9 protein-coding genes are annotated in these 13,001 nt (G+C 58.3%); 5 read left to right on the forward strand and 4 right to left on the reverse strand.

Features of this window, described 5'->3' with window-relative positions:
- Nucleotides 1-68: 68 nt before the first annotated feature.
- Both M9920_16450 and M9920_16455 read left to right on the forward strand, forming a co-directional pair.
- Complete coding sequence (locus M9920_16450) at nt 69-359, forward strand: hypothetical protein (GenBank protein MCO5053868.1); 291 nt, start codon at nt 69-71, stop codon at nt 357-359.
- A gap of 122 nt (nt 360-481) precedes the next feature.
- Nucleotides 482-2,155: a Na/Pi cotransporter family protein gene (locus M9920_16455; GenBank protein ID MCO5053869.1), complete on the forward strand. Its 1,674-nt coding sequence runs from the start codon at nt 482-484 to the stop codon at nt 2,153-2,155.
- 24 nt (nt 2,156-2,179) lie between these two features.
- Here the strand turns inward: M9920_16455 and M9920_16460 are convergent, their stop codons facing one another.
- Nucleotides 2,180-2,977 (reverse strand): sialate O-acetylesterase, encoded by a 798-nt coding sequence (locus tag M9920_16460; protein ID MCO5053870.1) that lies wholly within the window; start codon nt 2,975-2,977, stop codon nt 2,180-2,182.
- 13 nt (nt 2,978-2,990) lie between these two features.
- Nucleotides 2,991-3,446 carry a GNAT family N-acetyltransferase gene (locus M9920_16465; protein ID MCO5053871.1) on the reverse strand — a complete coding sequence of 152 codons (456 nt, stop codon included), beginning with the start codon at nt 3,444-3,446 and terminating at the stop codon, nt 2,991-2,993.
- A gap of 150 nt (nt 3,447-3,596) precedes the next feature.
- Between M9920_16465 and M9920_16470 the strand changes: the two genes are divergently transcribed.
- Nucleotides 3,597-5,657, forward strand: coding sequence for an endonuclease/exonuclease/phosphatase family protein (locus M9920_16470; protein MCO5053872.1), 2,061 nt, complete (start codon nt 3,597-3,599; stop codon nt 5,655-5,657).
- A gap of 94 nt (nt 5,658-5,751) precedes the next feature.
- Here M9920_16470 and M9920_16475 read toward each other — a convergent pair whose 3' ends face one another.
- Nucleotides 5,752-7,281, reverse strand: coding sequence for an SLC13 family permease (locus tag M9920_16475; GenBank protein MCO5053873.1), 1,530 nt, complete (start codon nt 7,279-7,281; stop codon nt 5,752-5,754).
- 154 nt (nt 7,282-7,435) lie between these two features.
- Between M9920_16475 and M9920_16480 the strand changes: the two genes are divergently transcribed.
- Nucleotides 7,436-8,701, forward strand: coding sequence for an AGE family epimerase/isomerase (locus tag M9920_16480; protein ID MCO5053874.1), 1,266 nt, complete (start codon nt 7,436-7,438; stop codon nt 8,699-8,701).
- Nucleotides 8,702-8,782: 81 nt separating this feature from the next.
- Entirely contained in the window at nt 8,783-10,405 is a 1,623-nt protein-coding gene (locus M9920_16485; GenBank protein ID MCO5053875.1) for an amidase, read from the forward strand.
- A gap of 135 nt (nt 10,406-10,540) precedes the next feature.
- On the opposite strand, the gene M9920_16490 is transcribed toward M9920_16485, so the two are convergent.
- Nucleotides 10,541-12,730 (reverse strand): hypothetical protein, encoded by a 2,190-nt coding sequence (locus tag M9920_16490; GenBank protein ID MCO5053876.1) that lies wholly within the window; start codon nt 12,728-12,730, stop codon nt 10,541-10,543.
- Between the last annotated feature and the right edge of the window lie 271 nt (nt 12,731-13,001).

The raw sequence follows: 13,001 nt of genomic DNA on the forward strand, positions 1-13,001 counted from the left end.
AATTTACGGATTTGCGGCGCCGCTGGCGAAACGACTAGACTAACGACCGGTACATCAACCGCGACTTTATGAAATCCGCATACGAACTCGCCATGGAGCGCCTGGAAAAAGCGTCGCCGACCGCCAAACTAACGGACCGGCAGAAGCAGGAAATCGCTGAACTGGAAGCCAAGGCCAAAGCCAAAATTGCTGAACGTGAAATTGCGCTTCAGAGCGCAATCAGCGCCGCCACGGAGGCGGGCGACTTTGAAAAATTTGAATTTCTGCAACAACAGCTCAGCAAGGAACGCCAGGCCATTCAGTCCGACCTGGCAGAGAAGAAAGATCAGATTCACCGCAAGTCTTCCGCTCGCAAGTAAGGTTCGAGCGTGACCTCATCTCGCAAAATTTCCGGCAATGACCGCCGGAGGACGATTATGCTATTGCGACAACAAACGCCGCCTCTAGTCTGCTCGGGCGTTCATTGGCAACGCGTGGATTCATGTTCCTGATTAAACTGGCAGCCGGTCTGGCCTTGATCACCTTTGGCGTGCGTTTTCTACGCAAGGGCTTGGATCGTCTTTTCGGCGGGCGGCTGATTGTCTGGCTGGAAAAAGCCACGAAAAACCGGGCGCAAGCCATGTTGGCCGGCGCCGTCACCGGCACGGTCGCGCCCTCCTCGACCGGTCTCTCGCTGCTCACCATGCAATTTGCCAGCAGCGGCAAAATCGCCACGGACAAGGTGCTGGCCATGTTGCTCGGCGCCAACGTCGGCATGACGTTGCTCGTGAACATCGCCGCTTTTCAGGTTGAAAATTACGTGGGACTGATGCTCTTTTTTGGCGTGGTGGGATTTCAATTCACCACGCGGTCCCGCATCCGCGGCATCGGCCAGTGTCTCCTTTCGCTGGGATTCATTTTCCTGGCCATGGATTTTTTTCATCAAGCGGCAACCCGCTTCATTCAAAACCAGGAGGTGGAAGAAGTTTTCCGCATCCTCAACCACTATCCGGTTCTGCTGGGGGCCGGCGCGGCCATCGCCGCAATCGTGTTGCAAAGTTCCACCGCGGCGATCGGTCTGGCCATCGGTCTGGCCACGGGTGGCGCGCTACCCGGCTCGCTTTTTGTCACCTGGATTGTCGGCACCAACCTCGGCATCGGCTGCACCTCGCTGTTCTGCGTTTGGAATGATGGAGAAGGACGGCGATTGGGCTGGGCCAACCTCATCGTCAAGGCGGTGGCCGCAGTGCTGGTGCTGGCGCTCGGGCCGTTGAATTTCCTTTTGTCACCCGCGCTTGGATTGCCGGTCTCGCATCAATTGGCGTTCCTGCAAACCGCTTTCAACGTGGTGGCCGCCATCATCGCCCTGCCCTTTCTAAATGGATTGCTGACGTGGGTGCGCCGTTGGATCGGGGCCGATCCCGCCGCCGCGCTGGCCCGAAAAACATTCTTGGACCCGCAAGCGTTGGAATCCACCTCGGTGGCTCTGGCCAACGCCACGCGGGAAACTCTGCGGATGACGGATGAAGTGCGCGAGATGTTGCAAAAAGTCTGGCTGGTCCGGACGACGGAAGATGGCGGCAATCTGAAAGCCATCCGCCATCAGGACGACACGATTGACGAGATCAACCGCCAATTGATGTTGTATCTGAGCCGCATCGGGGAGCTGAACGACCCCGACCGCCGCTGGCATTTCATTCTGTTGACGTGCTCCAGCGAACTGGAAACGGTGGGCGACATCATCGAAAAACATTTTCTGCACACCGTGGAGAAGCAACAGGCCGATCAACTCCAGTTCGCGCCCGAGAACGAAACCGTGCTGCACGAAATTTACCTGCAAACGCTGCAACAGTTTCAACTCATCACCAGTTGGCTCACCACCCGCGATCCGGACGCCGCGCAACAGTTGATTCAAGTGGGTGAAAGTGTGGCCGCCCGCTGCGCGACCAAAAAGCAGAGTCATTACGAACACCTGCGCCCTGGTAACGACGCCGCACTGCTGTCCAACCTGGTTTTCCTCGACATGCTCGACAGCTTGCGGCGCATCAGCCAGCACCTCACAACGGTCGCTGATGAAATCCAGCGCACCGAAGCGCGCATCAAAAAACCCAAACCGGGTGCGCCCGCCGGCACCGATGAAACGAACCGCGGGCAGACGCCTTCGCCATCCGCGTAGCCGCAGGGGAGAAGCCATCCCTGGTCAGCGCGACTCAAGTTCCAACATGGCTCGCGCGAAGCGACGGCCCAACTCCCGCTGAGACGCGCTGTCAAAATGCAGCTCGTCTCCTTTGTGCGCTAAACCCGCGCTACTGACGCACGCGGTCAACTCAAGCTGCTCCGGCAAGGCGGCCAACGCCGTATTCACGAGGCGTGCCTCCGGAACCGGATTCCTCTGGCGCGTGGCGAGGAATTCTCCGAGTTGTCCCACCACAAACGGCAGCTTCGGCACGCTCAATTCGGCGCGAAAATCACGGATCATCTGCGTGAGCCGTCGCCCATAGCTTGGCGCCAAATCCGGCGTGCAATCACTTTCACCTTGATGCCAGATCACGCCTTTGAGCGTACCCGACGCCATCGCCAATCGCGCCCGATGCACCGCGTTGGAATAAAGGTCGCCACCTCGCTGCCAGCGTTCGAGCGGCGTCCCGCCCACCGAACACGGAATCAAACCGATCGTCACGTCCGGCGCGACGGCAGCCAGGGCTTTGCCAAAAGCGAGTCCCGGCCCTACGCCAATGATCTTCGGACGATCGTGCGTAACCGGTTCAATTGCCAAACGCCACTCGCCATTGGTCGTCAGCATGAGCACGCGTGGATGAGGTGTTTTATCTTCCGTTTCCACCGCACCGCGACCTGACATGTTCGATTGTCCCAGCATCAGGTAGAGATGGAAATTCTGCGGGGCCGGCAACGCCGGAATCGGATCAGCGGTTTGGGCAAAGGCCGGAAAGATCATGGCGACAATCATTACCCCGAGGAATTGATGGTATGAAAACATGGTCGAGACTTTGCTATTTCAACACGAAATCCAGTTCCAATAATTTATAGCGCGCCGCTTTCAGTCCGAGTTGCTGATAAATCCGCTGGGCGCGGCGATTCTCCTGATCCACGTAAAGCCGCAAACCACAAACATCGCGACGCGCCCTGGCCCGCTTCGCCACATGTCCATACAACGCGCGAAACACCCCTTGCCCGCGAAACTCCGGCAACACATACACACTCTGAATCCACCAGAAATAACCGTTGCGCCAATCACTCCATTCAAACGTAATCAATAACTGACCCACGACCGCGCCCTCCTGCTCCGCCAAAAAATAAATGCCTTTGTTCGCATCACGCAACAAACGCCGCACCCCGAGACGCAGTCGCCGCGCGTCCAAGCGTCGCCCTTCCGTTTCGTGCGCCAGACGCGCATTGAACTCGGCGATGACCGGAGCGTCGGTCAGACGGGCAAGGCGAATTCTCATGTTGCAGCGCAGTTTAATCAAAGTCATGAAGGTGCGACAACAAATCCCGCAACCGCGACTTTCGAATCAGTCGGACCGGACGTGGTGGTATCCGCGTCCAGTCGAAAAACCCGGCTCGACATGCTCCAGCGTCTCGCCAAAATTGCTCGCATGGTTGTCCACAAGAAAATCCGAATTTTACTCCGGTGCGCGATTGGCTGTTTAGCGCTGACCGGATCACTCCAGGCCCAGCCGATCACCGAATTGAAAGTGATGAGTTTTAACATCTGGGTGAACGGCGGTGATAGTTTGAGCGATTGTATTGAAGCCATCCGCACTTCCGGCGCGGACCTGGTGGGTTTGCAGGAGTGCAATAACGCTGCCGCCCAAACCATTGCCGATTCGCTTGGCTTTTACGTTTTGCCGGCACCCGGCTGCTCCATTGTCAGCCGGTATCCGATCATTATGACGCATTATATCGGCGGTTCGCGGGGCGTGACCGTTCAGCCAAGCCCCGGACAGCGGGTTCACCTTTTCAACTGCCATCTCGCACCCTATCCCTACGGCCCGTACGCGTTGAACGAGGGACAATCCCAGGCTGCCGTGGTGGAGTTGGAAAATCAAACCCGGTTACCGGCGTTGAAGCAATTGCTGGCGACGATGCAGTTGATTCTGGATGGTCCCGATCCTTGCTTTTTGACGGGCGACTTCAACGCGCCTTCACACCTCGATTATGCGGACCTGCCGTGGCCCACGTCCGTTGCGTGCATCAATGCGGGCCTCAAAGATTCCTACCGCGAGTTGTATCCGGACAACCGCCAGTTTCCACCCCAATTTGCCTACGACGATCCGGGCGTCACTTGGACTCCCAAACCCGTCAATGAACCCGAGAATGTTTTTGATCGCATTGATTTCGTTTATTACAGCGGGAGCGATGATGGGGTGACGCCAACGCAATCCGCCGAACTGGACGGACGGAACAGCATCAATCCCTGGCCGTCTGACCATCGAGCGGTACTCACGACTTTTACGCTGACTCCGCCCTCGCTCCTGGCTCGCGCCAGCCACCCCATCCCGGTGCATCAAGCCACGAACATCATTTCGTATCCTGTGCTCAGTTGGTTGCCCGGCAGTAACGCTACAAGTCATCTGGTCTATTGGGGTACGAATGGACCAAGCGAACTCCTCACCAACACCACCGCCACGTTATTGACGACGACCAATCTCGCACCCGGAACGACTTATTACTGGCGCGTGGATGAAATCACGCCAGAAGGCACGGTGACCGGCGACGTTTGGTCGTTCACCACCAAAATTTCGCTCACCACAACGTACGAATGGAATTTCGCCAACGGAGATCTGACTCCGGTTTTGGGCAATGGCACGTTGGCTTATGCGGATGGCGACGCAACGCAGAGCCAAACCACTTTTGGGACCACGGACGGAAATCTCGTGCCGCACATCAACGGCCAGCCAGCGGCGTATCTCCACGCGCCGGCATTCGCCGGGGAGAGCAATGGTTATCTGGTCACCTTCACCGACAGCGAGCCTAACGGCGGCGGCGCTTATATCAACCAATACACGCTGATCTTCGACGTCCTCCTGCCCGGCAGCATTAACTGGTTTCCATTTTTTAACACCAACCCGGCGAACCAAAACGACGCGGATTTCTACGTCAGTGATGAAGGCGCGATCGGGATTGGCGCGATCGGATATTCCGCCTCGGAACTCATCACCGCTGACACCTGGTATCGGATCACCTTTGCGGCGGATTTGGCCGCGAAGGTGGTCGCCTACTACGTGAATGGCAACCCGGTCTTTACCGGCACCGCCGTGCTTGATGGCCGCCACGCGATTTACTCCAGCTTCGATGCCGGCGCCGATCTACTGCTGTTCAACGAAGGCGATACTTCCGGCATTTACACCCATGAAGTTTATCTCCGCGGCTTTTGCTTCATTGACCGCACGCTGTCCGCGGCGGAAGTGCAAGCTCTCGGGGGACCGCAGGCCGGCGGCATCATGGTTTCGCGAGCACCCATCACTCTTTCCATCGAAACAAATGCATCTCATGTCACGTTGCACTGGACCGGCGGCCCGGGTTTGTACCAACTGCAAACGGCCACCAATTTAACCAATCCTTCGTGGCAGAACGTCGGCAACCCAAGCAGCGCAACGAGCGCGACCCTTCCCCACACTGCTGAAGCGGCGTATTTCCGCGTGATCAGTCAATAACCGCCAAACGCGCAACGGGGCGGTCGAAGTGAAATTGCGCTTTCCGGCCACTCGTGCAGTGCAAACCCGCAACGTTGCGCGCCAGCTTTAACGGCTACCGCAGTACCAGCGGCAACAGCCAGTGGCAGACCACGATGATCGCTCCGATGCCGAAAAGATCGAGCACCAGGCCGTAACGCACCATTTTCAGCAACGGCACGCAACCGCTGCCAAAGACAATCGCGTTGGGCGGGGTGGAAACCGGCAGCATGAAAGCCAGTGACGCGCCCAAACATGCCGCCAAAGCCGGTGGCACGGGATTAACTTGCGCCGCTTCCGCCACCGCAATCGCCACCGGCACCACCATGTTGGCCGTGGCCGTATTCGAGGTCGTCTCGGTGAGGAACACCCCAATGATCGCGAACAACACCACCAGCCCGAATGATGACTGCACATGAAACCGCATCGCCAAACTCTCCCCGGCCCAACGGGCCAGACCGGTATTGAACATCGCTTCGCCCAAGGCCAGTCCGCCACCGAAGAGCAGAATGGTTCCCCAATCAATCCGCCGCGCTTGCGCCCAACCCAATGTGAATTCGCCGCGTCGGAAATTGACGGGCAACACAAACAACAGGATCGCCCCCAGCAACGCCGCGCCCGCCTCCGGCAGATGCCGCTCCAGCCATTTGAACAGCGGAGCGTTCACCCCGGCCACGGCGGCGACCGCGCCCGGCAGCAACCACAAGACCACCGTTACCACGAAGGCAATCAGAACATTGCGCTCGCCGCGAGATAGCGGTCCCAATTTGGCGCGTTCCCGCTCGATCCAGGCGGTGCTTTCACCCAGCCAGTCGTTCTCCGCCCGGCAAACCCAATTCAAATAAATTCCCAATCCGATCAATAACACCAGCGCCAGCGGCACCCCAAAGGCCATCCATTGGAAAAACGTCAGTTTGAAACCGACGCTTTTTTCCAGAAAACCGATGGCGATCAAATTCGGCGGCGTGCCCACCGGAGTCGCCATCCCTCCAATCGAGGCCGCAAATGCCGTCGCCAGCATCAACCCCGTGCCAAACTTCAGATCGGTCAAACGAACCTCGTGCCCTTCACGTTCGGATTGGCGGCGCGCCATTTCGCCGAGAATCGCCAGCCCAATCGGCAGCATCATGGCTGCGGCGGTGGTGTTGGAAATCCACATCGAGAGCAATCCGACGATTCCCGCAAACGCCCACAAAATCCGGCTGGGACGCCGCCCCACCCACGGCAGGCTTAGAATGCCAAACGCAATGCGCCGGTTCAGCCCATGATGCAACACTCCCTCAGCCAGCAGAAAGCTCCCCAGAAACAAAAAGATGATCGGATGCCCAAAACTCTTGAACATCTCCTTGTCAGTACCGATGCCGCACACCACGCAAAGCGCCGGCCCGAGCAAAGCGGTTACCGCCAACGGAATGGCTTCCGTCAACCAAAGCGTGACCACCAAGCCAAACACCGCCAACAACCGGTGCGCTTCCACGCTCAAACCGGAAATTGGCAAAAACCACAGCACCCCAAAAACCAGCGGCGCCACAAACAATCCAGCCCGCCGGCGCCAGAAATCAAATCCGTCGCCAGACGCTGCTGGGGAAAATTCCGCATCACTCATCCAATTAAACCGTGTTGTTTTACCGGACTGACCTCCGGGCTGAAAGTTGAAAACGCCAGCCGCGCAAAATAAATCCGGCTCCATCAGGCGACCGCTTGGCCCAACCGGCCCTGTCCGCTTGTATTCACCAGCCGCAACGCTATGCTCACTCGCGATGAAATTGCCCGTTGCTTTGCTGTGGTTCGCTGGCGTTGTTTCGCTTGGCGCGGCGCCGTTGGAACAACACGCCGCCGCGTATCGCGAGCAACTCACGCATCGCACCCTGCCCTATTGGCTGGCCAAACTGGACCACACCAATGGCGGTTTTCTACTCGGCGACGACGCGATCAAAGGCGCAACGGATTCGACGGAAAAACAACTGGTATCCCAGGCGCGCATGGTCTGGACGTTTGCCCACCTGCACTGGCAGGGATTGGCTGACGCCAACGACGCCAGCCGCGCGGCGGCATGGAATGGCTATCGTTTTCTCACCAATCACTTTCTGGACACCACGCACGGGGGTTACTTCTGGAAGACGGATGCCGCGGGACGCGTCATTGACGATCGCAAACTGCTCTATGGCGAGGCGTTCGTGCTCTACGCCTTTGCGGAATTGCATCGCGCCACCAAAGCGCCGGAGCCGCTGGCTGAAGCTTTGCGGTTATATCGCGTGATTCAACAACGCGCGCACGATGCGCAACATCAGGGCTGGCATGAACATTTCACGCGCGACTGGCAACCGCTTCCGGATCGTGACCCCAACGCCATCGTCGAAATTGCGGGTCTTAAAAGCGCCAACACCCATTTGCATCTGCAGGAGGCGTTCGCGGAATTGTATGACGTCACGCACGATCCCGAAGTGAAGCGCAGCCTCATCGAGGCGTTGACGATCAACCAGCGTTATTTCTATCCCCCGGACGCCGGCCAAAGTTGTTTCCATCGGCAACCGGATTGGCGCGCCGTCACCGATCCGCGCAGCGCCGGACTTTCCTACGGACACAACGTCGAGTTTGCCTGGTTGATGCTGCGCGCCGACACCGTCCTCGGAGCTCGCCCCGCCTGGACACATTTCTACGCGCATTTGGACCATGCGCTCGCCCACGGTTACGACCACGAACGCGGCGGGCTTTACCATCGCGGCGTGAGCGATGAACCCGCCAACGATCAGGATAAAATCTGGTGGGTGCAGGCGGAACTGCTCGCCGCCCTGACCGATGCGTTGCGTCATCAGGAAAATGCCGCCTACCGCGAGGCGCTGGACCAACTCATCCACTTCATCAACGCCCATCAAACCGATGCGCGGACCGGCATCTGGCTGGACACCGTAAGCGCCGACGGTCAGCCTAAACGCACCGGTCTGGCGCACGCCTGGAAAGCCAATTACCACGATGTGCGCGCCTTGGTTAAGTTCATCAACGCCTTTGCGCCCGAACCGCATTGAAGCGCGCAAACAGCCGTTTGGACGTTGCCAGTCACTTGGGTTTTGCGTCAGTATCGAATCATGCGCGTAAGCATTTTCATCATGACTTTCTGTTTACCCATCGCCGCACTTTCCCAAACCAACCATCACTCGATCACCACCAACGACGCGCACCGCGCCGCGGCCTTGTTCAGCCTCGATTTTTCCGATGTCGAGATCGAAATGCTCCGTCCTGGATTGGAAGCACAGCGGCGCAACTACGAGGCGATGCGCCAGTTGCCGCTCTCAAACGGCGTCCCGCCCGCCCTCCAGTTCAATCCCCTGCCCGTCGGCTTCAAACTGGAAACCACGCGCAAAAAGTTTCGGCCCGCACCCCTGCCTAAAATCAAACGCCCGCAAAATTTGGACGACCTGGCGTTCTACTCCATCGCCGAACTGGCGGCGCTGATCAAATCCCGCCAGCTCACCTCCGTGGAACTCGCCGGGTTTTATCTCGAACGACTGAAACGGATCGGGCCGAAGCTGGAATGTGTCGTCACGCTCACCGAAACGCTGGCGCTGCGGCAGGCGCAGCGAGCCGATCGGGAAATCGCGGCGGGCAACTGGCGCGGACCGCTGCACGGCATCCCGTATGGCGCCAAGGATTTGTTTGCCACCAAAGGCATCGCCACCACCTGGGGCGCCGCGCCTTACACGAACCAGGTTTTTGATTTTGACGCCACCGTCATCCAACGCCTGGAAGCAGCCGGCGCCGTGTTGATTGCCAAAACCACCATGGGCGAACTGGCCATGGGCGAAACGTGGTTCGGCGGAGTGACGCGCAATCCGTGGAATCTCAAGCAAGGTTCAAGCGGTAGTTCCGCTGGATCGGCGGCCGGTACCGCCGCTGGTTTGTTTGCGTTCGGCATCGGCACGGAAACCTACGGCTCGATTCTTTCGCCCGCCAGTCGCTGCGGCGTCACCGGCTTGCGCCCGACCTATGGCCGCGTCAGCCGTGCGGGCGCCATGACCCTGAGCTGGAGCATGGATAAGATCGGACCGATTTGCCGCACCGTCGAAGATTGCGCCCTCGTACTCAACGCCATTCAAGGGCCGGACGACGCTGATCAAACCGTGCGCGACGTCCCGTTCAATTACGACGCGCGTCTCGACGTGAAAAAACTTCGCGTTGGCTACCTGCAAACCCTTTTCGAAACCAAGCAAGGTGACGGCCGACAAAACGACGATGCCGCGTTGGCCGTATTGCGTAAACTCGGAGTGAACCTGCAACCGGTGCAATTCCCGGAATATCCACTGAGCAACATTTCGTTTCTACTTTCCACGGAAGCCGCGGCCGCCTTCGATGAATTAACCTTGAGCGACCAGGACGACTGGCTGCGTCAACAAACCGCCGATGCCTGGCCCAACACCTTTCGCGAACGCCGCTTTGTTCCCGCCGTCGAATACCTGCGCGCCCAACGCATCCGCTGGCTGCTGATTCAAGATATGGCCAAAGCGTTCGAACCGTTCGACGTCATCCTCGCTCCCTCGGGTGCCGGGATGACGGTACTGCTGGGAAATCTGACCGGACACCCTTGCTTGGTCGCGCCGAACGGATTCACATCGGCCGGCGCGCCCACCAGCATTTACTTTCTGGGCAAGCTCTTTGGCGAAGCCGAACTGCTATCGCTTGCCAAAAACTATCAAGACGCCACCGACCACCACCGCCAACACCCCAAGCTGTGATTTCCGCGACGCTCCTCGTGTGACGGGTCACGAAATCAAATTCAGCGTTCCAATAGCGTCTGGACAATTCTAAAGCGAACAGTAAGTTCGACTGACTTCAATCGTCGCCACCGCTCAGGCGATGCGTCATTGCCGTTAAAACTGGATCGTCAACTCGCGCGGCTGGGTGTCGTTGGCAAAGTGAATCCACAACAAGCCTTCCTTGGCTGAATGGGAATAGTTCAAAGTCGCCCCGACATCGAAGCGGACCATGCGGGGCGGCTTGGCGGCGCGAAGAAGCAAAACCGCAGGGGTATTTCCCACGCCTTCCACCGCCAACGTCATGGCGGCATCGGTCTGACTTTGGAGCAATGCTTTGCATCCGGAGGCGATGAGGCGCGGCACTTGGTCGCGCTCGCCTTCCAGGTCGCGCAGGAAAAATCGGCTGCCGGGTTTTACTTCGATGCTGGTTTGCACTTGCAACTCAGGATCAAACAAATTCACAAAGCGTCCGCGCAGTTGTTTTGGTTCGGCAGCGATGGATTCGTCCAAACCGGCAGCGATCACGTACGGGCCGCGCCGGAGTTGCAGGTAATTGGTTTCACGCCACTTCAATCCGGCGGACTTCGCCGCGCGCTGGGTCAGTTGAATCACGGGTTCATCACCGTGGTCGGATTTGGCGAGCTGCACCGGATTTTCCCGCAGCCAGAACACTTCGCCCTCTCCGTGCCGCCAATTCAGCGGTCGCATCGCCGTGACCGTCGCGTTCGTGGCTTTGAAACCCAGTTGAGCGAACAGATGTTCCCTCGGGGTGGCGTAGTGGTTGCCATCGGTGTTCCACCAATCGCGCACGGCGTGATACGGATCGGAATCATCATCACAAACAATTAGTCGCCCACCCTGTTTGACCCAATCCGCCAGTGCGGTGTGGACGTCCGCAGACAGCGGTTTCATACCGTGATAGGTGAGCCAGAGCACCCGGAAGTCTTTCAAGTAATGCGGCACGGTGACGTTTTCCAATTGCACCGGCGCGACTGGAATCCCGCGCTTCAACAGCGGCAGCGCGAGTCCGTAAATTTCGCTCAGATGCGGATCGCCCGGCTGCGGATCGCCCCGTTGAAACATGAGCGAGTCACTCACCATTACGCCCACTCCGGTCGTGCCGCAATCCCACTCGATGCGCTCCTGTTGCATGTCGTTCAGCGCGTTGAACACGACCTGGAGTTCGGTGGCGTAGGCGGGCGGGATGGATTGACGCTGATCGTCCGGCACGCCGTGCGGATAACGACCGCGAAACACACGCTCGGGCCACGGCGCCACTTCGTACTGCCAAACGTCAGGTTGCAACAGGGAGGCGACCAGCGTGGATTCCCAGTTCCGCTGGTAATCGTTCCAGTCGTGATTGGGATTATCCTCGATCGGATCGTTCAAATACCACACCGTGCGCCCCGTGGCGCGAACCAGATTTTGCATCGCTCCGTATTCGAGGAACGCGGTTTCAAAAGTGCGTTCGCGTAATTGACCACGAAACAGATTCGGCGTGCGCGAGGTGCCGGTCCAGACCTGCGCAATGTAACCGTCACAGCCATTCAGCCGCGCGAGCGATGATTCCGGACTGACAATGCGCCAATGCGCGTAGTTCAACAGACTGTGCGTCGGCACGTAACAACGCACGTGGCGACCGGTGCGGCGATTAAAATCCTGCACGTAATCGAACACCTGCTGCAACGCGCGCCGGTAGAGAAAATACTTGAGTTTGGAAGCGCGCCATTGTGCGTCCACCGAAGCGTGCGGCGGTTGCCAGGCTTCATCGTAGTAAGCGCGCCACTCGCGTTGAAACCCCTCCGAATAGCCGCCGCGCACCCAGAACTCCGGCTCCTCCAGATGAATGGCTTCCGCGCCCGCGTCCAACGCGCGCTGCACGCCCACGCAGAGGAACTTGCCAAAGTTCGTTCCGGGCGACATGTAGTACACATCGCCACCGTGGCTGATCTTTTGACCGTTGCGTTCCGTCTGCGCTTCGTCCTCGTGATTGATGCCATCGAAACGTCCGTAGAGGTAATCCTGATAATTACCCCAGGAAACGCCGGTCATCACGTGCAAACGGTAGCCGCGCTCGCGCCAGGTTTGCAGGCGATTGGGCAACTGCGGATCAATGCCGTAAACGATCGCTACATCCGAACGCAGATTACCAAACCCACTCCACGCTTCGGCCGTCTGAAAACAGGTGCGTTCCCGGTCTTGATTGGAGTCCAAGGGAAACGCGGGGGGATTGGTCGCGCTCCGGCCCACTACCAGCCCCAGCGCCACCAACAAAAAAGTCAGAATGAACTTGAAGGTCCGCATATTTCGTTTTGCTCTACTTGTTGCCGTTGATTAAAGAGGATCTGCTTTCACAGATAAACCTCATAATTGAATCCCCAACCGATCCGACACCTCGGGTTGTATCTGGAAACAGTCCGTTCACGACCGCAACAAATCGTCACGGACAGAGTGCCGCATTGCCAACGCCTCGTGACTCTGCGTCTCTCTGATTAAATCAAACGCACCGCCTGAAGGCGGAACTACGAACATTCCTGTCGCTCGTAGTCCTGCCTTTAGGCAGATTGAACTTTCC

The sequence above is a fragment of the Verrucomicrobiia bacterium genome, from assembly GCA_023953615.1.
Lineage (GTDB): Bacteria > Verrucomicrobiota > Verrucomicrobiia > Limisphaerales > JADLHS01 > JADLHS01.

Bases quoted from the DNA above. Each gene is read 5' to 3' on its own strand.
- M9920_16450 (MCO5053868.1), top strand. From the start codon at position 69: ATGAAATCCGCATACGAACTCGCCATGGAGCGCCTGGAAAAAGCGTCG.
- M9920_16455 (MCO5053869.1), top strand. From the start codon at position 482: ATGTTCCTGATTAAACTGGCAGCCGGTCTGGCCTTGATCACCTTTGGC.
- M9920_16460 (MCO5053870.1), bottom strand. From the start codon at position 2,977: ATGTTTTCATACCATCAATTCCTCGGGGTAATGATTGTCGCCATGATC.
- M9920_16465 (MCO5053871.1), bottom strand. From the start codon at position 3,446: ATGAGAATTCGCCTTGCCCGTCTGACCGACGCTCCGGTCATCGCCGAG.
- M9920_16470 (MCO5053872.1), top strand. From the start codon at position 3,597: ATGGTTGTCCACAAGAAAATCCGAATTTTACTCCGGTGCGCGATTGGC.
- M9920_16475 (MCO5053873.1), bottom strand. From the start codon at position 7,281: ATGAGTGATGCGGAATTTTCCCCAGCAGCGTCTGGCGACGGATTTGAT.
- M9920_16480 (MCO5053874.1), top strand. From the start codon at position 7,436: ATGAAATTGCCCGTTGCTTTGCTGTGGTTCGCTGGCGTTGTTTCGCTT.
- M9920_16485 (MCO5053875.1), top strand. From the start codon at position 8,783: ATGACTTTCTGTTTACCCATCGCCGCACTTTCCCAAACCAACCATCAC.
- M9920_16490 (MCO5053876.1), bottom strand. From the start codon at position 12,730: ATGCGGACCTTCAAGTTCATTCTGACTTTTTTGTTGGTGGCGCTGGGG.